The following is an 18,049-nucleotide window of genomic DNA, read 5'->3' as shown; positions in this document are numbered from 1 at the left end:
ATAAAGGTTGTAAGCTTTTTTTCGTTGGTTAAAGAATTAAAGCTTTTGAAAGGTTTCCCTGAAGTTATAACTTCTTTTTTGCGTTTATTTTCAGGCTTTTTTTTTCCTCTAAAAATTGGGTGACTAAAGATTTTGATGAGGTGTTTTCCTCAGCGTCATATGGGCTTTCTGCAAATTCATCTTTATGTTTAATCAGCAACCATGCATTGTTTTCAGCATTTTTCATTTTAACCAAAGCAAACTCGCCTTTCAGCTTTGTACCATGTAAGATAAACTTTAATGATCCGGAATGCAGTTCTTTCAACAGTTCCTTTTCGTCAGAAAGTGCAGTACTTTCATCCAACGGTTCATAGGTTCCGCTGTCCCATACCTCTACCTGCCCGGCGCCATAGTTTCCTTCAGGAATATTTCCTTCAAAATCTTTGTAATCATAAGGATGATCCTCTACCATCATCGCCAGGCGTTTATCCTGCGGATCTAATGACGGCCCTTTGGGTATAGCCCAGCTTTTCAAAACTCCTTCCATCTCCAATCGGAAGTCATAATGAAGCCTTGATGCTGCATGCCTCTGAATGACAAAAATCAATTTGTTTTTGCTCTTTTTTGTTTTCCCCTTAGGTTCGCTGGTTTCATCGAACTTCCGTTTTTTTTGATAATCTTTGAGAGCCATTATGATGCAGATTTAGATTTAGAATTACTCAGGCTGGCTTTTAGCTGGGCCATAAGGTCAATCACTTTGCCTTCTTTAGCAGGTTGGGCTTTTTGAGCTTTTATATTCTTACCTTTCGCCTTCTGTTTGATAATCTTCATAAGGTCTGCAGAATATGTGTCTTTATACATGGCAGGATCAAAATCTTGTGAAAGTTGCTTGATAAGACTTACCGCCATTTTTAGTTCTGCCGGTTTCGGTGCTTTAAGTGCCGGAATTTTTAAATCCGAATAACTTCTTATCTCCTGATCGAATCTCAGGCGATTCAAAACTAAGATATTATCATGGTATGGGCGTATCATTCCGATTGTTTCACTTTCGCGGAGTACGAAAGTACCTATTCCGACCATTTTTGTTTCTTCAAGTGCTTTTAATAAAAGCCTGTAGGCGTTTTCACCGTTTTTCTGAGGCTCCAGATAATAAGGAGTCTCAAAATAGACACTGTCTACTTCCTCTTCCTTTACAAACTGATCAATAGAAAGTATTTTTGTTTTTTCAGGACTTGCCGCTTCATAATCTTCTTCATCCAGAACGATGTATTGGTCATCCATGAGATAACCTTTGACAATATTTTCCCATTTGACTTCTTTTCCCGTATTCTCGTTCACTCTTTTAAACCGGATATTGGAAAAATCAGATTTATCGAGCATATCAAGGTCCAATTTACTGGTTTCCGTGGCAGAGTAAATCTTAACGGGAATGTTTACTAAACCGAATCCAATGGCACCATTCCAAATTGCTTTCATTGTCTTACGTTTTTAAAAATCAAGCAATTAACATGCCGTTGGAGGCTTGTGTGGTATGTGTTTGTACGCTTTTTGTCAAATGGCAATTGTTTTACAGATATAGTTTTATACCTTTATGTTTTCCAATTTGCGGGCAAATAATCATGGATGAACTTTTTAACTACATCAAAAAATTTGGGGTACTGAGTGATCAGGAAGAATTACTCATCTCTCAGGGAATCCAGGAGATTAGTGTAAAGAAGGGAGACAGTTTTGTAGAAGCAGGAAAAGTAAGTAAAAAGATTGCTTTTGTGAAGGAAGGCGTTTTCAGATCTTTGTATTATAATAAGCAGGGAGATGACTTTACGCGATATTTTATCTATGAAGGAAGGTTTATCGGAGACTTTCAGGGTTTTACAGATCAGGTATCTTCTCATGAATACATTGAAGCTGTAACCGATGCGGTACTGCTTGTTATTGATTGGGATCATTTCAAGATTCTGGAAAAAGAAATTGCCATATGGCCTGTCTTATTTGCCAGAATTCATGTCTTTGTAGCAGAAAATAAGCTTAAAGTAGCGAGTATCATGCTGAACCAGGATGCTAAAGCCCGCTATATTCATTTTTTAAACCATTATCCCGGCCTTGCTAACAGGGTTCCTCAATCTATGCTGGCTTCCTATCTTGGGATTACGCCATCTTCCCTAAGCAGGATCAGAAGAAATATCTTATAGTATTTAAACAGACAATACCAATTTCCATAAGAGGCAGAGCATATTCTGTTTCCTAAAATGATCAATCCATTCAAACTTTACCAAAGTTTAAGGGTCAGACTGTCAATCTGGTACATTGTACGTTGCATAATGTAATACCCCATGCTTTTTGCCAAATGACAATGGTCCTCACGTCTGGCTGGCCTAATTTTGCAGCATAAAATTAAAAATATGGATATTGTATTAGGATTACAGTGGGGGGATGAAGGAAAAGGAAAGTTTATTGACCTTATCAGTGAAAACTATGATATTACAGCGCGTTTTAATGGAGGTTCCAATGCTGGACACAGTATACAAAGAAATGGAAAAAGAATCACGCTTAAAATGATTCCTTCGGGAATCTTTATGAAAACAGTACAGAATGTTATTGGAACAGGAACGGTTCTCGATCCTGTAAGTTTTAAAAAAGAAATACTGAATCTTCAGGTGTTTGATGAAACCATACAGCCGGAGAAAAATATTATTATTTCCAGAAAAGCTCATCTGGTGTTACCCACTCATAAGTTTTTGGATATTTTTATGGAGGAAAGTCCGGATTATACTACAATTGGAACCACCAAAAATGGGATTGCACAGGCTTATTCCAATAAAATACTGAGACAAAACCTTAGGGTAGGGGATCTGTTTTCATCAGATTTTCAAACAAGGGTAGTGCCTATTTTGAGGAGAGACTATAAAATGCTTACAGACGGTGGGATGGTTTTACCTTCCTTTGAGGAGATGAGCAACGAGTTTTTTGAAGCGGTAGATTTTCTTAAGAGGTTCAACTGTACAGAAACTGAAATCTATTTGAATACCGCTTTAAATGAAGGGAAAAATATATTGGCCGAAGGATCTCAGGCGGCCATGCTGGATATCGATCATGGTACTTATCCATACGTAACCTCTTCGTCTACTACGGCGGCGGGAGCCTGCAGCGGATTAGGTATTTCACCGAAAAAAATGGGTGAGATCTACGGGATTGCAAAAGCCTACTGTACCAGGGTTGGAAACGGAATGTTTCCTACAGAGCTTTTTGATGAATTGGGGGAAGAGATCAGGATAAAAGGAAACGAATTCGGCTCTAATACGGGAAGACCACGCAGAATTGGATGGTTGGATTTACCTGCCTTACAATACGCTGTTATGATCAATGGAGTTACCCAATTGGTATTGACGAAAGCTGATGTTTTAAGTGGATTGAAATCAGTAGCTATCTGTACACACTATGAACTGGAAGACGGAAAAATAGAAAAGATTTCTGCCGTGCTTCCAGACAATGCAAAACCGGTACTGAAGTGGATGGAAGGATGGAACGCCGATTTTTCCAATATGGAAAATAACTCCGAATTGCCTCAAGAATTACAAGATTTCCTGACGTTTTTGGAGGCAGAGCTGGGTATTCCTGTAGCTTACCTTTCTATAGGCCCGGGAAGAGAGCAGATTTTGAAATTAAGCAGTAAATAGTTAAGGCAAGTAGGTTTACCCGTCAGTTTATATAAAACAGAGGAGGTTAGGAAATTTATTTCCTAACCTCCTTACGTCTGGAAGAATGAAAAAGTTTAAGTTAATTGACCTTTGTAAGTTTAAAACGTTGCTTTGTAGAAGGCTGAACCGTTGTATCCGTACTACCGATTACAATAGGCGTAAGATTAGTTGTCAAACCATCTTTTACCTCTAATCGCAAGGATGGTGCATTTTTAGGGGCGAACCCAAAGCCATTATTTCCCAGATTGAACAATAACCATTTCTGAGAATCTGTATTAGAATTGGTTCTTAATTCTACAGCTGTTCCATTCAGTGTTCCGCTATTTTTTACGGTTAATACCTTTGTAGGATCCACTGAAGATTTGATGATATAATAACCATGATCTGACTTGGTGAACGTAAATTTCTGATTATTTCCTGTAGAGGCTGAGTTCAGAATAATATTAACTCCATCTGTAATGGTACTTCCGGAAATATCTAAATTTTTATCACTTGCTAAAGATGTTGTCAGCGTATAAGTTCCATTGATTGCAGAAGTGGCATTAACAGGTCCATACAAATGGTTAATTCCAGCATAATCACCAGCAGACAATGCTGTTCTTTGCTTGGTAAAAGTAGAACCGTCCAGTTTAGTCATTACAGGTTTGCTTGTATCAATAGCAAAGTCTGTGGACTGATACATCATTACTGACCCGAAATCAAATTCGCCATTTCCTGCGTAATCATTGTAAAGGTTGAAGTTATGTCGGCTTCCTTCTATTGCCCTGTTAACATCTACAATAATATATTGATCTCTGTCCGGACGGCATTGTTCATGCATGATTCCCATAGAGTGCATCACTTCGTGAGCAATAATTGCAGGATAGGTAATATTATAAATTTTAATACCATTAACTGTGTTTTTTCCCCATCCAAGTGGAGAACTGTTTGTACTAGTAGAATAAGTAAAGGTGATATATTCAGTTTGATTGGTACGTTGAATAAATTGAACACTGGTTTGAGAGGAAATCATTTCAAACGCTTTGTTAATATTTGTAAGAAACGTATTATAATTCTGGGTACTCAGGCTTCCCTGGCTAGGTAATGTATAGTATACTGTTGCATTTGGCCATGTCTTAATAAAGGAGCTGACAATTGTACTTTTCTCCATTGTTGACAATTCAGAATTGGCCTGCATCTTTAATTTGTTAAATTGTTCGGAGGTAATAGTAATATCATCTGCATAAAAATATTCACCATTTACTTCATTGACATAAGTATAATTCCCATTAATTGATAATTTGTGAATCGTTGTGCCATTGAGCTTCGATGTTGTATGATCAATTGAAGCATTTTCGGTATCTGACCTACATGAATTCATTGCCAAAACAAGGCATCCTGATAAGACTAATAATTTGCTTTTCATATAATATTAAATATTGGTTTTATTGATAAATTTTTCCAAATACGAACAGCGGGCTCATCAGCATACGGAACATAGTACAGAGGTAAATTAATTCCTAAGTTTGATCTTAATTATCATTCAGCTGTGTTTTGTAAATATAATAACAAAAGCTGTATTTATATATAACATAATATAATGGTTGTTTTACTGCTTACTTTGTTTTATTTATGCATTTATTTCGTTGAAATATTGATTGTTTGTTTAAATTTTCCTATTAAATCGTGAATGAAGTTATTTCATGAGCAGTTGATATAAGATTAATGTGATCCTAATATTATGAGAAAGTTCGTTTTATTCTGGTAAACTCAAACGGATGTGGGAATCCATCTTATAGACAGTAGAGTAGTACCACGCCCGAATAGTTGCTTTTAAAAAGAATGATATCGGCAAATGAGGAGCTAGACTGGACGTTTCAGTAATTTTGGGTAAAAAAAAAGCGGAGAAAAAATCTCCGCTTTATATTTATGCTTTTAAATTCAATTGAAGTTCTAGTTCATCAAGCTGTGCATCAGCAATGGAAGCCGGTGCATCGATCATCACATCTCGCCCTGAATTATTCTTAGGGAATGCAATATAATCTCTGATGACCTCATTGCCATCCAGGATAGCTACTAAACGGTCAAATCCAAAAGCTAAACCACCATGTGGAGGTGCGCCGTATTTGAATGCGTTCATTAAGAATCCAAACTGAGCTTCAGCTTCTTCTTTTGTGAATCCTAACAGGTCAAACATTTTTGACTGTAAATCTCTATCAAAAATTCTGATAGATCCACCACCGATTTCATTTCCGTTCAATACCATATCATAAGCGTTAGCTCTTGCTTTACCCGGATCAGTTTCCAATAAGTGGATATCTTCCGGTTTTGGAGAGGTAAACGGATGGTGCATTGCATGGAATCTTTCAGTGTCTTCATCCCATTCCAACAGAGGGAAGTCAACTACCCAAAGAGGAGCAAATACATTTCCTTTTCTCAACCCTAAACGGTTTCCAAGTTCCATTCTTAAAGCAGAAAGCTGCGCTCTTACTTTATTCTCATTTCCGGAAAGAATTAACATTAAATCTCCTTCCTTCGCTCCGAATTTTTCAATGATCTTCGCAAGGTCTTCTTCATTGTAGAATTTGTTGACAGATGAGGTCTTCACACCATCATTCTGGAATTTTGCCCATACCATTCCTGAGGCACCAACCTGTGGACGTTTTACCCAGTCTACAAGCTCGTCAATCTGTTTTCTCGTATAGTCTGCACATCCTTCTACATTAATCCCTACAACCAGTTCAGCTTCATCAAATATTTTGAAATCTTTTCCTTTTACCAGTTCATTAAGTTCTACAAACTCCATCCCGAAACGGATATCCGGTTTGTCGTTTCCATATTTTTTCATCGCATCTGCGAAAGTCATTCTTGGGAAATTTCCAAATTCCTGACCTGTAATATCTTTTAAAAGAGTTTTAGTCATTCCTTCAAAAACATTCATGACATCTTCCTGCTCTACGAAAGCCATTTCGCAGTCTATCTGTGTAAATTCAGGTTGTCTGTCCGCTCTTAAATCCTCATCACGGAAACATTTTACAATCTGGAAATACTTATCCATTCCACCTACCATCAAAAGCTGTTTGAAAGTCTGTGGAGACTGTGGTAATGCATAAAACTGCCCAGGATTCATTCTGCTGGGAACCACAAAGTCTCGGGCTCCTTCCGGTGTAGACTTGATCAAAACAGGAGTTTCTACTTCAATAAAACCTTCATCAGATAAATAATTTCTTACTTTCTGTGCCATTTTGTGACGGAAGATCAGCTTTTCTTTTACCGGATTTCTTCTGATATCAAGGTAACGGTATTTCATTCTCAGCTCTTCTCCACCATCTGTTTCATCTTCAATAGTAAAAGGTGGAAGTTGTGAATTATTAAGAACAGTCAGTGTTTCTACTAAAAGTTCAATTTCCCCCGTTGGAATATTGGGGTTTTTACTTACTCTTTCAATGACTTTTCCGGAAACCTGAATTACAAATTCACGGCCTAATTTCTTAGCTTCTTCCATTAGCTGTGCTGAAGAGCGATCCTGGTCAAAAACCAACTGAGTAATTCCGTAACGATCTCGAAGATCTATCCAAATCATAAATCCTTTATCACGGATAGTCTGTACCCATCCTGATAGTGTAACTTGTTCATTCAGATTTTTTAGAGATAGTTCTCCATTGGTGTGTGATCGAAACATAATTATTTGTTTAAAGTTCAATGTTTAAGGTTCCTATCCGAACCTTGTTTTTTTCGATGGCAAAGATAAGGTTTTTACAGGTTTTATAAACAAAAAAACTTCCTTTCGGAAGTCTTGTATATTTTTAATGAATTTTAGTTTTTAACTGCTCCATGCTCTATCAGGAGTTTTGCAGTATCTTCACTTTTTCCTATTTCTGCTAATTCCAACGGAGTCTTGTCTTTACATTTCTTATTAATATTTGCTTTGTTGTCCAGTAGAAACTTGACAAGAGTTTTGCTTCCATATAATGAACTGAATCCAAGTGGGGTATATGCTTCCTGGCCAATTGTAAAACATTTATTGTAATCTCCGGGAGCAAACTGTTTTTTAAAGGCAGCTATATTGTCAGAATTGATTGCTCTCATTTTCGCTTGGGAAAGTTGCTGTGCAGAAAGCATACCTGCAGATAATGATATTCCAAATAGAAAGAGTGTAGAGATTATTTTTTTCATAAGAACTATTTTTAAGAATATACAAATCTAACTAAATTTTATTATCAATTGCTAAGTTTTGTTAATAATTGTACTGGTTTATCTAGGGTATTGGTTCGAAAATAATAATAAAAATTATCTAAAAACCTTTCTTTATTGTCATTTGAAAATGTCGAATAAAAAGAATTGCATTATTATTCCAAAAGCTTAACAGCCTCTGGCTTTTCATATTTCTTGGCATAGTCCAAGGCAGTATACCCTTTTTCAGTCTTAGTATCTTTTTTAGCACCGTTTATTAAAAGTTTTTTCAGCAGCTCTGTATTGCCATACTTGGCAGCAAACATTAAAGGTGTCTTTCCATCACATGCTTTTTCTATATCGGCTTTTTCATCAATCAGCTTTTGAAACACCTCTTTACTGTTCATTTTAATGGTTAATCCTAACAAGGTGTAGGCATTGTTTTCTATCTGATAGCATGTGTTGATATTCTCTTTATTGACCAGTGTGGGAAAGTAGGCTGTATTATCATACTTCAACATTTGTTTATGCTCGTGGGTGAGTTCCTGAGCAGAGATAAACAGTACAGTGCACAGTCCGAAGACCAGACTGAGCATTTTCTTAGGGATTGAAGATAATTTCATGGTTTTTTATTTTTAAGGTTTAAATTCTAGTATATCACCTGGCTGGCAGTCTAAAGCAGTGCATATTGCTTCCAAAGTAGAAACTTTTATGGCCTTGGCTTTTCCATTTTTCAAAATGGAGAGGTTAGCCTGAGTTATTCCTATTTTTTCAGCTAACTCCTGAGATTGCATTTTTCGTTTAGCAAGCATTACATCTATATTGATAATAATAGGCATAGTTATATTGTTAAGTCGGTTTGTGTCTGGAGTTCATATCCTTTTTTGAAGAACTCGATAATGAATATAATGATGATACCTGTAGCAAGGTGAAGCAGGATAAACATAGGATCAATGCTGTATACTGACTGATCTATGAAATATAAAACGATTGAGTAAATCGGTATGAATATGATGTTGAGGAAGGCAAATTTTCTTAAATACCTGATGGTTTCTTTATTAAAAATGATATCCGTACTCATTCCTTTAAAAATCCTGAACAAATAAAAAGTAAACAGGCTGTAGAACCCAAGAAAAAATAATATTGAAGTGAATGTAGAGAACGTAAAATTTCCTTTAATAACAGCTTCAGAAAATGGTATACTGAACTGGAATGCAAGAGCATTGGATGCAGTGTTGTCTACTTCGTTATTAAAATTTCCGGTTTTAAAAATATCAGAGAAAAAAAGTGTTTCCTGATGAAGGTTGGTGTAGGCAACAATAAATCCAAAGATGAGATAACCTAAGTACAGCAATTGACCCATACAGCCAATCAGTAATATTTTGCTTAAGATTGTAGAGATAGATTTTTCGCCAATTAATTTCATGGGTGTTCATTTTATTGTTGTAAATATATAAATATTTATTGATTTACGATAAAAAATTATTGTAATTTTATTTTTGAATGAGTTGTTAGCTCAATAAAGCTCAATTCTGTCTGGAACAGAGCAAAGATTTGTCATCTCTATAAAACTTTCCATATGCTAAGTCTTAATTGTTTTTGAATTGATATTTTTGTCAGGTAAACCAAAAATAGAATGACAAAATATATCAATTTCATAAAAAGAGCCCTAAGCGGAGAAGAAGTAGATTATACTAAAGTGGGTATAAGAAGTGCTGTGCTTTTTTTAGCAATACCTATGATGTTGGAAATGGCAATGGAATCGGTATTCGCTTTAGTGGATCTCTATTTTGTCGGACATTTGAAAGAGAGTGGTTTTGCCATTCAGACAGTGGGCCTTACAGAATCTGTACTTTCTGTAATGTATTCTATTGCTATCGGAATGAGTATGGCTGCCACAGCATTGGTAGCGAGAAGAATTGGAGAAAAGAACCCGGAGCAGGCTTCCAGAAGTGCTGCACAGGTTGTATTGGTTTCATTTGTTATCACGTTTGTCTTGAGTTTACTGGGAGTTGTCTACGCAGAGGAAATTTTAATCCTGATGGGGTCAAAACCCGAAGCGGCAGCTTATGGTAAAGATTTTACAAGAATTATGATGGGAAGCAGTACAGTGATTATGCTCTTATTTTTAATTAACGGAATCTTCAGAGGAGCGGGAAATGCTATGATTGCAATGAAAAGTTTATGGATCGCCAATATTGCCAACATCATCCTTTGCCCCATTTTAATTAAAGGATTAGGACCGGTTCCGGCAATGGGGCTTACTGGGGCAGCATTGGCCACAACCATAGGACGAAGTATTGGAGTGCTGTATCAGCTTTATCATCTTTTGATTGCGGATACCCAGATCCGGATTAGAATGGATTACTTTAAACCGGATTTTGAATCTATCAAATCTATTATAAAAATTGCAACCCCTGGAATTTTTCAATTTGTGATTGCTTCATGCAGCTGGATTTTTCTTGCGGAACTGGTAGCTACCACAGGTGGAGAAAATGCTTCCGCCGGTTATCAGACCGCACTGAGACTGATGATGTTTTTTATGCTTCCGGCGTGGGGATTAAGTAATGCCGCCTCCACCTTGGTAGGACAAAATATGGGTGCTAATGAAATGCTGAGAGCAGAGCAGGCGGTTATGAAAACGGTGAAGTATAATGTGATTTTTATGTTAGCTGTCAGTTTGATATTCCTTTTTATGGGTAATTTTTTGGTAAGTTTCTTTACTCAGGAAACCGAGATCATGAATTTTGCAAAGAATGCCCTGCATATTATGAGTATAGGATTTATTTTTTATGGAATAGGTATGGTGATGATCAATGCCTTTAATGGAGCCGGAGATACCTGGACACCTACATGGGTCAATCTTTTTGGGTTTTGGCTGTTTCAGATTCCTTTGGCTTATTTTCTTGCAAAGCATTTTGGAATGGGACCTAAGGGGGTTTTTATTTCAATCCCGGCAGCAGAAACTCTTATTACCATCGTAGCCTTTATTTTATTTAAAAGAGGAAAATGGAAAAACGTTAAAGTGTAACAAAGACTAAGATAGAACTATTGTACTCTACCTGAATTTCATCCTGTTTTAGCAGTTTTTAACACTGTAATTGATTGGATTTTAATGGTATATTCCCTATATTCGTAGAACAACAAACATTTAATACTATGGGAAAAGGAGACAAAAAATCTAGAAGAGGTAAAATTAATTCGGGAAGTTATGGGAAAAAGAGACCTAGGAAAGCTTCAAGATCTATTGTAGCCTCTGAAGAAAAAACTAAGAAATAGTATAAGTAAAAAAGACCGAAGAATTAATCTCCGGTCTTTTTTTATAACAAATTAAACTAATTATTTTCCAAAAATATTTCCAAGGATACCTCCCAGGCCCCCTTGCTGTTGTTGAGTATTACCTCCACCACCACCAAGTACACTTCCCAGTATATCATTCAGTGGATTTCCTGATGATTGTGATTGCCCACCATTACCAAGTACGCTGCCAAGAATGTCATTTAAAGGACTTGATTGCTGAGCCTGTGCCTGGCTGGATGCGTTTCCAAGGATTCCCCCCAGAAGATCACCTAGGCCTCCGGCACCTACATTGTTTTGCTGTTTTTGTTGGCCAATATATCCCATTACTACAGGAGCTAGCATGGCCAGGATTGGTCCCAGTTTATCTATTGAAATTCCTGTATTTTGAGAAAGCTGGTTTTCTACAGTGCTTTTTTGCCCTCCGAAAATGTGATCAAGAATAGATCCTCCTTCAGCCTGTCTTGCTTCAACTTGTGATGCATCATTTAAAATACTGCCATTATGATCTTTATCTAAAGCGCTGTTTAAAGCTTCCGCTTCTTTAGCATCCTGAGACTTATTTCTTAAGTAAGAAATGATAAGAGGTGTGGCTACTGCCAATAAGGCGATGACCTGATTTTTGCTGATTCCAAATTTGTTTTCAGCCTGTTCAGCAACCTGGTTGCTGGTGTTCCCTGTAAGTAGGTCGATTAAGCTCATTTTTTGTGTTTGTTTAAAGTATTAACTATCTCAAAGTTATCAAAAAATATGGTTCATAAAATGCCTTCAGGTCATAATTATTGTTAAAGTTTTCTGATCTCTTTTTCAGTAAATCCTTTGCTTTTTAGGAGCTCAATATATATTTCTGCCTCTTCGGTCATCCAGAAGATAAGATCGGGGGCTACTTTCTTGTCTATTGTGAATTCCAGAATCCCCACATTGTTATTCATCCATGGATACATATAATATTCCAGTCCGCCCTTGTATTTTTTATAATTACCAAAATCCTGTCCTTTTTCAGTTGATGAAACAATTTGAAGGGATAGCACGTAGAAAAGAGGAATGAAAATACATACCCATGACCATTTTTTTACCCACGGATATTGTACCTGAGATAGTCCATAGCCTATAGATAAAGCAAAAATCATATTGAAAGGGATAAAGAAAACGTAGTTATCCGTAACAGCATAGAACGTTGCAAAACCATATACACATAACGAAGCGGTAAAGAAAACAAAAAACATTTTCTTATTTGTCCGGTATAAAAAATAGATCCCGGCAACCCCTAAAAGTGTAAAGACATTAAAATTATAAATGATATAGACTATAGATTTAACGAGGTCCTGAAGGTATTGTACAAATGTTTTTTTGAATGAATTGGAAAGCCATTCTCCTCGTTCAGAAAAATAAGGAGAGCTTAAAGATAACCCCTGGGAAACATTAAGAGCGGTAATGGACCCGAAGATCAGTAAAAAAATCAATAAAGAGGAGTAGACATACTTAGTTTCTTTTCTGAAATAATACAGAAATAAAATAAAAGCTGGAATCAGCAGAATATTCTGAATATGTACCCAAAGACTGATGGCAAAAAAGAATCCGGCTAAAGGAATGTGAAGCTTCTTTTGCTCTGCAAAACTTTTGACCAAGGAAAAAAAGAAAAGGCTTAGCCATAGTGAATTATAGGTATAAACCTCTACAATTTCTGCATTTTTCCAAAACGTAAAACTAAATCCAAAAATAAATGCTGCTGCAACAGAAGCCCATTCTAGCTTTGTAATACTTTTTACGGTAAGATAGATTACGGAAACAGTAAGGGCACCAGACGTGATAATTAAAAACCGACTGGCTTCAATAGCATTGATTCCTGTAATATTCTTGATAAAAATAGCGGTGTTAACATACAGAAAATGAGTAGTGGCTGTAGCCGTTGTCTCAAAATCTCCCTGTTCTACGGGAAGTACAAAACCGATAGCGTCAGCGAAAGGAATTCTCGTAAAACTGCCGAGATAGTAAATAAGTAAGAAAATAAAAAATATAAAACCTGCAGATATATATTTATTCATTCCTAGTTCTTTATGATAGGGACATTAGAGCATGCTTCTCCAAACATCAGCGACTTTACAAGTGGATTTAGCTGTTCTACCAGTTCGATGTAGGCATTTTCCGGAATTTCTTTATCTGAGCATCCTTTTACTAAAACTCTTTTCCCTCTCATCTCTTCAAAATCATAAGTCTGAATAGCATTGTGCATCAAAATAACTTCCAGATCCTCACGGTTTCCGAAAACTATTTTTTTAGCAACCTCCGTAAGCTTGGCTGTCAATACAAAATAAGCCCAAAGAGGAATAATGGTATCCACAGAATTATAGATGTAAATATAAGCATCCTTATATTCATCAACATTGATGAGCTCCACTTTTTCACGGAAATCTTTTTCTTTCAGAATCATTTCCTGAAAAAGAAAGTCTTTAAGGTCAATACCCTTTCTCTGCCCTTTTGGAAGCAACGTACTAAGGTCAAAATTTACAAGGCCGCTTTCCGCAACTTTATTTCGGATTTCAAATTCTTCTGACATTTTTATCATTATCTTTGAACAAATTTACAAATTAAGATCAATATATATTTTAATTTGTTCTCTATCCTTACCATAGAGACCGCCCATGATTCATAATGATCCGATAATGGTAGGTTTACAGTGGGTATTAAAAAACAAATAATAAAGATTTCGGAAGAAATGAAATATTACATTATTGCAGGAGAAGCTTCCGGTGATCTGCATGGGAGCAATTTAATGAAAGCTTTAAAACAAAAAGATCCGAATGCGGAATTTCGGTTTTGGGGCGGAGATCTTATGGAAGCTCAGGGAGGAACACTGGTTAAGCATTACCGTGACCTGGCTTTTATGGGATTCCTGGAGGTTGTTATGAATTTAAGAACCATCCTAAATAATATTGCATTCTGCAAAGAAGATATCAGAAAAAACAGACCGGATGTTTTAATATTGGTAGACTATCCCGGTTTCAATTTAAGAATTGCCAGATTTGCCAAGGAGTTGGGAATCAAAGTAGTTTACTATATTTCTCCACAGCTTTGGGCCTGGAAGGAAGGACGTGTGGAAACCATTAAAAAATATGTGGATGAAATGATGGTTATACTTCCGTTTGAAGAAGATTTTTACAGAAAACATGGTGTTCATTCCCATTTTGTAGGACATCCTTTGCTTGATGCTATTTCGGATCTTAAAGAAATCAGTACAGAGCAGTTTAAGAAGGAAAACGGATTGAATGACAAAGAAATTATAGCCCTTCTACCGGGTTCCAGAAAACAGGAGGTGGAAAAAATGCTTGAAATAATGCTTTCGGTAAGGCCTCATTTCAAAAACTACCAGTTTGTGATCGCCGGGGCACCCAGTCTTCCGAAAGAATTTTATCAAAAATATGTGGATGACAATGTTCATTTTGTCTCCAACAGAACTTATGATGTATTGAGATGTTCAAAAGCAGCTCTTGTGACTTCTGGAACGGCTACTCTGGAAACCGCCCTGTTGAATATCCCTGAAGTAGTCTGCTACCGAGGCAGTACAATTTCGTATGCAATCGCCAAAAGATTAGTGAAAAATATCAATTACATTTCTTTAGTCAATCTGATTATGGACAGAGAAGTGGTGAAAGAACTGATTCAAAATGATCTGAACACTAAAAATCTGGTAGATGAGCTTGCCAAAATTTTAGAAGGAGAAAAAAGAGAACAGGTACTGAAAGAGTATAGCCTTCTAAGAGAAAAGCTGGGAGGTAAAGGGGCTAGTGACCATGCGGCTGAGGTGATTTTGAAGGTCTGAAATTTATTTAATTCTTGATAATTTAATTACTTTATTGAAAATGAATCATTTGAAACGTTTTTTATTACTTGTTGCATGTACGTTTTTTTTCTCAAAAAGTTTTGCTCAGGAGAATATTCCAAGAGATAAAGTTCAGATATTTTATTATGGCTGGTATGGAAATCAGGCGGTAGATGGGAATCTTCAGCATTGGAATCATGAAATTATCCCTCATTGGAATAATCCTAAATGGAATAATCTGGGACATTATAAAGGAGGTGATGATATTGGAGCCAATTTTTATCCTGCTTTAGGAAACTACAGCTCTAATGATGTAAAGATCATTGAAAAACATATGAAAATGATCAAAGAATCAGGTGTTGGCGTTGTGGTTATCAGTTGGTTGGGAAAAGATTCTTTTACAGATAAAAGTGTTTCGAAATATTTAGATATTGCAGATCGTTATAATCTGAAAATTGCATTTCACATAGAGCCGTTTTATAAAACGATTACTGAGCTCAGAGATCAGCTTTCCTATCTTGTTAAAACCTATTCTGCTCATCATGCCTTTTATAAAAAAGACGGGAAACCTATGTTTTACGTTTATGACAGCTATAAAATTTCTCCGGAAGAATGGTCAAAGCTTCTTTCTAAGAATGGAGAGAACACCGTGCGTAATACGGAGCTTGACGCTCTTTATATAGGGTTGTGGGTGGAGGAAAAAGATGCTGCTTTTTTTGAAACTTCCGGCTTTGATGGTTTTTATACCTATTTTGCGAGTGAAGGTTTTGTGTATGGAAGCACCACTTCAAACTGGGATTTTCTTTCCAGATTTGCAAAAGATCATAAGCTGATTTTTATACCTTGTGTGGGGCCTGGGTATTCTGATACCAGGATCAGGCCGTGGAATGAAGCTAATTTCAAAAGCCGTGAGAACGGAAAATATTATGAAAGTATGTTTGATGCTGCTATAAAAGTGAAGACTGAATGGATTGGAATCACATCTTTTAATGAATGGCATGAAGGCACACAAATAGAACCTGCTAGCCCCAAAAAGACAAGCCATTTTACATATGAAGACTATGGAAAAGATCCGTGGATGTACATTAAAGAAACAAAACGTTTAACGGATAAGTTTTTAAAAGGGAAGTAAAAACTTTTTTATAAAAACTTAAATTGATAGCAAAAAAATAAGCGCTCTGTTAATCTCTTTGATGAGGTATAGAGCGTTTTTTAGTGATCGTAGAGTCGAAATTCAATTGATTAATTTCCTACTTTGGTAATGTAATTGATTGGAAATGTGAACAAACAACCTCTCCTTATTCTAACCTTATGTTTTATCCTTGGAATTCTTTTTCAGGATCATTTTTTATGGGAAGGTATTACTGTTTATTCCGGCATGCTTCTTTGCCTTGGAATTGTAGTTTCGTTATTTTTTTATTCCTATTTTTTGAACAAATCTAAACCGGTTTTGTTGGGTGTGTTGTTTTTTGGATTGGGAATTATTTTTCATTTTTTCAATACCTTTTCTTCTGTTGCAGGATTAGCTGTTAAAGAAAAAGAAACTGTTATTTTCAATATTTCTCAGAAATTGAATACAACGGAGAAGTATAAAAGGTACGAAGGAGCAGCCATGGTTGGGAAGAAGAGCTTCAATACCATTTTATATATTCCGAAAGATGCTCATGAACTTGATTTTAAACATTATTACAAAGCTGAAGCTTATCTAACATCTATAAAACCTCCGAAGTATGATTTTCAGTTCGATTATGCCAGGTATCTGAAAAGGAAAAATATTGAATACCAATGTTATCTTTCAAAGAGTATTTCTTCAGCTGAGAAAAGAGACTTAAGTTTTTTTGATAAAGTGAGGCAACAGAGACTCGAGATTCTGCAAAGAATTGACAAAACGGGAATGTCTGAAAAAGCCAAAACTTTTTTAAAAGGAATTATTCTGGCTGACCGGACCGAAATTGATGCAGGAACAGTCCGGGACTTCAACAGATCCGGGTTGATTCATTTACTGGCTATTTCAGGAACTCATATTGTTGTGATCTTTGGGATGTTTTATTTTTTACAGATTCGGTGTATGCCTTTGCGGTTAAGAAAGTATGCTGTCATTTTCAGTTTGGTTTTTATCTGGCTGTTTGCAGGTTTTATAGGTTTTGGAAATTCTGTTTTAAGATCTTGTATTATGCTGACCGTATATTTTATTTATATTTTACTTCAGAGAAAAACGGATCTGCTGCATGCACTGGGATTATCTGCATTTATTATTCTTGTTTTTGATACCCAGCAGTTTTTTGATATTGGATTTCAGCTCAGCTTTTTGGCTGTTTTGGGAATTTTTTGGTTAAATGAGCCTCTGTTGAGAAAATTTCCAAAACAGGATCATTATTGGAAAAAATTACTTTTTAATACGATTACGATTTCCATTGCTGCCCAGCTGGCAACACTTCCTTTGGTGTTATATTATTTCCATCAGTTTTCCTTTATTTCAGTCATTGCCAATTGTATTATTGTTCCTTTTTCAGAAGTCATTATTGTATTTTCATTTTTAATGACAATTCTTATTGCTTTTAGGATTGACTTTACGTTCATTACTGTAGTATATGATAATGCTATCTTGCTGTTACTAAAGGTGATTCATTGGTTTGCAGAGACCGATGTGTTATTTTTTAAAAATATACCTATGAATTTACCTGAAGTCATATCAATATTGGGAGTGGTCTACTTACTGAGGTCTGTAATTTTAGACTTTAATTTTAAAAGTTCCATGAGGCTTTCAATGTCTTTTTTAGCCTTTTTAATAATAAGAACAGGGAGTGATGTTTTTGAAAATCAGAGAGAAGAGGTGTTATTTCAAGAATTCAATAAAAATAAAGTGTTTTTGGTAAAGAAAGGAAATGAGGCCTGTTTTTGGATTTCAGAAAGGACAGATCGGGACAGGGTTATCCGGTATTTTATCAATCCTTACTGTTCATCGAGGAGGATTGCACATTTTGAGATAAAAAGCTTCCCTTCTTCTGTCCGGAAAATTGTTTTTCAGGATCAGATTTATGAAGTAAAATAGGATAGAGTCTTTCTGATTAATTACGCTCTGTTTATCGTTGCGTAGTCTTATTTA

The 18,049-nt window shown here is 36.0% G+C and carries 18 protein-coding genes; 7 read left to right on the top strand and 11 right to left on the bottom strand.

What is annotated here, in order from left to right:
* Positions 1-64: 64 nt before the first annotated feature.
* Both B8967_RS08630 and B8967_RS08625 read right to left on the bottom strand, forming a co-directional pair.
* On the bottom strand, positions 65-670 hold the full coding sequence (locus tag B8967_RS08630) for a DNA polymerase ligase N-terminal domain-containing protein (protein ID WP_084085730.1): 606 nt from the start codon (positions 668-670) through the stop codon (positions 65-67).
* Positions 670-1,455 carry a non-homologous end joining protein Ku gene (locus tag B8967_RS08625; RefSeq protein ID WP_084085729.1) on the bottom strand — a complete coding sequence of 262 codons (786 nt, stop codon included), beginning with the start codon at positions 1,453-1,455 and terminating at the stop codon, positions 670-672. The genes B8967_RS08630 and B8967_RS08625 overlap by 1 nt, the downstream gene beginning before the upstream one ends.
* A gap of 143 nt (positions 1,456-1,598) precedes the next feature.
* Here B8967_RS08625 and B8967_RS08620 point away from each other — a divergent pair, with 143 nt between their 5' ends.
* Both B8967_RS08620 and B8967_RS08615 read left to right on the top strand, forming a co-directional pair.
* Positions 1,599-2,168 carry a Crp/Fnr family transcriptional regulator gene (locus B8967_RS08620; RefSeq protein ID WP_047488885.1) on the top strand — a complete coding sequence of 190 codons (570 nt, stop codon included), beginning with the start codon at positions 1,599-1,601 and terminating at the stop codon, positions 2,166-2,168.
* Positions 2,169-2,378: 210 nt separating this feature from the next.
* The gene (locus tag B8967_RS08615; RefSeq protein ID WP_084085728.1) at positions 2,379-3,653 is read left to right on the top strand and encodes an adenylosuccinate synthase; all 1,275 of its coding nucleotides are present in this window, start codon (positions 2,379-2,381) and stop codon (positions 3,651-3,653) included.
* A 100-nt stretch (positions 3,654-3,753) separates the two neighbouring features.
* Here B8967_RS08615 and B8967_RS08610 read toward each other — a convergent pair whose 3' ends face one another.
* The 6 genes from B8967_RS08610 to B8967_RS08585 all read right to left on the bottom strand — a co-directional run bounded on the left by B8967_RS08610 (position 3,754) and on the right by B8967_RS08585 (position 9,252).
* On the bottom strand, positions 3,754-5,079 hold the full coding sequence (locus tag B8967_RS08610) for a M12 family metallopeptidase (protein WP_084085727.1): 1,326 nt from the start codon (positions 5,077-5,079) through the stop codon (positions 3,754-3,756).
* A gap of 501 nt (positions 5,080-5,580) precedes the next feature.
* Positions 5,581-7,335: an aspartate--tRNA ligase gene (gene aspS, locus B8967_RS08605; RefSeq protein WP_047488893.1), complete on the bottom strand. Its 1,755-nt coding sequence runs from the start codon at positions 7,333-7,335 to the stop codon at positions 5,581-5,583.
* Positions 7,336-7,469: 134 nt separating this feature from the next.
* The gene (locus tag B8967_RS08600; RefSeq protein WP_084085726.1) at positions 7,470-7,829 is read right to left on the bottom strand and encodes an ankyrin repeat domain-containing protein; all 360 of its coding nucleotides are present in this window, start codon (positions 7,827-7,829) and stop codon (positions 7,470-7,472) included.
* A gap of 173 nt (positions 7,830-8,002) precedes the next feature.
* Positions 8,003-8,449: an ankyrin repeat domain-containing protein gene (locus B8967_RS08595; RefSeq protein WP_084085725.1), complete on the bottom strand. Its 447-nt coding sequence runs from the start codon at positions 8,447-8,449 to the stop codon at positions 8,003-8,005.
* A gap of 12 nt (positions 8,450-8,461) precedes the next feature.
* On the bottom strand, positions 8,462-8,665 hold the full coding sequence (locus B8967_RS08590) for a helix-turn-helix domain-containing protein (RefSeq protein ID WP_047488898.1): 204 nt from the start codon (positions 8,663-8,665) through the stop codon (positions 8,462-8,464).
* A gap of 2 nt (positions 8,666-8,667) precedes the next feature.
* Positions 8,668-9,252: a DUF2975 domain-containing protein gene (locus B8967_RS08585; RefSeq protein ID WP_084085724.1), complete on the bottom strand. Its 585-nt coding sequence runs from the start codon at positions 9,250-9,252 to the stop codon at positions 8,668-8,670.
* Between the two features lie 210 nt (positions 9,253-9,462).
* Between B8967_RS08585 and B8967_RS08580 the strand changes: the two genes are divergently transcribed.
* Positions 9,463-10,857, top strand: coding sequence for an MATE family efflux transporter (locus B8967_RS08580; protein ID WP_047488906.1), 1,395 nt, complete (start codon positions 9,463-9,465; stop codon positions 10,855-10,857).
* Between the two features lie 128 nt (positions 10,858-10,985).
* On the top strand, positions 10,986-11,105 hold the full coding sequence (locus tag B8967_RS08575; RefSeq protein ID WP_081989009.1) for a 30S ribosomal protein THX: 120 nt from the start codon (positions 10,986-10,988) through the stop codon (positions 11,103-11,105).
* Between the two features lie 60 nt (positions 11,106-11,165).
* On the opposite strand, the gene B8967_RS08570 is transcribed toward B8967_RS08575, so the two are convergent.
* From B8967_RS08570 to B8967_RS08560, 3 genes are all read right to left on the bottom strand, one after another.
* Entirely contained in the window at positions 11,166-11,825 is a 660-nt protein-coding gene (locus tag B8967_RS08570; protein WP_084085723.1) for a DUF937 domain-containing protein, read from the bottom strand.
* 83 nt (positions 11,826-11,908) lie between these two features.
* Positions 11,909-13,168, bottom strand: coding sequence for a protein O-mannosyl-transferase family (locus B8967_RS08565; protein ID WP_084085722.1), 1,260 nt, complete (start codon positions 13,166-13,168; stop codon positions 11,909-11,911).
* 2 nt (positions 13,169-13,170) lie between these two features.
* On the bottom strand, positions 13,171-13,680 hold the full coding sequence (locus B8967_RS08560; RefSeq protein ID WP_084085721.1) for a DUF2480 family protein: 510 nt from the start codon (positions 13,678-13,680) through the stop codon (positions 13,171-13,173).
* A gap of 159 nt (positions 13,681-13,839) precedes the next feature.
* Between B8967_RS08560 and lpxB the strand changes: the two genes are divergently transcribed.
* The 3 genes from lpxB to B8967_RS08545 all read left to right on the top strand — a co-directional run bounded on the left by lpxB (position 13,840) and on the right by B8967_RS08545 (position 17,995).
* Positions 13,840-14,943: a lipid-A-disaccharide synthase gene (gene lpxB / locus B8967_RS08555; protein ID WP_084085884.1), complete on the top strand. Its 1,104-nt coding sequence runs from the start codon at positions 13,840-13,842 to the stop codon at positions 14,941-14,943.
* A gap of 40 nt (positions 14,944-14,983) precedes the next feature.
* Entirely contained in the window at positions 14,984-16,075 is a 1,092-nt protein-coding gene (locus B8967_RS08550; protein ID WP_084085719.1) for a glycoside hydrolase family 99 protein, read from the top strand.
* A gap of 147 nt (positions 16,076-16,222) precedes the next feature.
* Positions 16,223-17,995: a ComEC/Rec2 family competence protein gene (locus tag B8967_RS08545; protein ID WP_084085883.1), complete on the top strand. Its 1,773-nt coding sequence runs from the start codon at positions 16,223-16,225 to the stop codon at positions 17,993-17,995.
* Positions 17,996-18,049 lie beyond the last annotated feature (54 nt).

Source organism: Chryseobacterium sp. YR221 (assembly GCF_900176315.1).
GTDB lineage: Bacteria > Bacteroidota > Bacteroidia > Flavobacteriales > Weeksellaceae > Chryseobacterium > Chryseobacterium rhizosphaerae.
The sequence above is the reverse complement of the archived record's forward strand: the minus strand, read 5'-3'. Positions and strand labels throughout refer to the sequence as shown.

Excerpts from the sequence above, each read along its gene's own strand:
- B8967_RS08630 (WP_084085730.1), bottom strand. The coding sequence starts at position 670 with ATGGCTCTCAAAGATTATCAAAAAAAACGGAAGTTCGATGAAACCAGC.
- B8967_RS08625 (WP_084085729.1), bottom strand. The coding sequence starts at position 1,455 with ATGAAAGCAATTTGGAATGGTGCCATTGGATTCGGTTTAGTAAACATT.
- B8967_RS08620 (WP_047488885.1), top strand. The coding sequence starts at position 1,599 with ATGGATGAACTTTTTAACTACATCAAAAAATTTGGGGTACTGAGTGAT.
- B8967_RS08615 (WP_084085728.1), top strand. The coding sequence starts at position 2,379 with ATGGATATTGTATTAGGATTACAGTGGGGGGATGAAGGAAAAGGAAAG.
- B8967_RS08610 (WP_084085727.1), bottom strand. The coding sequence starts at position 5,079 with ATGAAAAGCAAATTATTAGTCTTATCAGGATGCCTTGTTTTGGCAATG.
- aspS (WP_047488893.1), bottom strand. The coding sequence starts at position 7,335 with ATGTTTCGATCACACACCAATGGAGAACTATCTCTAAAAAATCTGAAT.
- B8967_RS08600 (WP_084085726.1), bottom strand. The coding sequence starts at position 7,829 with ATGAAAAAAATAATCTCTACACTCTTTCTATTTGGAATATCATTATCT.
- B8967_RS08595 (WP_084085725.1), bottom strand. The coding sequence starts at position 8,449 with ATGAAATTATCTTCAATCCCTAAGAAAATGCTCAGTCTGGTCTTCGGA.
- B8967_RS08590 (WP_047488898.1), bottom strand. The coding sequence starts at position 8,665 with ATGCCTATTATTATCAATATAGATGTAATGCTTGCTAAACGAAAAATG.
- B8967_RS08585 (WP_084085724.1), bottom strand. The coding sequence starts at position 9,252 with ATGAAATTAATTGGCGAAAAATCTATCTCTACAATCTTAAGCAAAATA.
- B8967_RS08580 (WP_047488906.1), top strand. The coding sequence starts at position 9,463 with ATGACAAAATATATCAATTTCATAAAAAGAGCCCTAAGCGGAGAAGAA.
- B8967_RS08575 (WP_081989009.1), top strand. The coding sequence starts at position 10,986 with ATGGGAAAAGGAGACAAAAAATCTAGAAGAGGTAAAATTAATTCGGGA.
- B8967_RS08570 (WP_084085723.1), bottom strand. The coding sequence starts at position 11,825 with ATGAGCTTAATCGACCTACTTACAGGGAACACCAGCAACCAGGTTGCT.
- B8967_RS08565 (WP_084085722.1), bottom strand. The coding sequence starts at position 13,168 with ATGAATAAATATATATCTGCAGGTTTTATATTTTTTATTTTCTTACTT.
- B8967_RS08560 (WP_084085721.1), bottom strand. The coding sequence starts at position 13,680 with ATGTCAGAAGAATTTGAAATCCGAAATAAAGTTGCGGAAAGCGGCCTT.
- lpxB (WP_084085884.1), top strand. The coding sequence starts at position 13,840 with ATGAAATATTACATTATTGCAGGAGAAGCTTCCGGTGATCTGCATGGG.
- B8967_RS08550 (WP_084085719.1), top strand. The coding sequence starts at position 14,984 with ATGAATCATTTGAAACGTTTTTTATTACTTGTTGCATGTACGTTTTTT.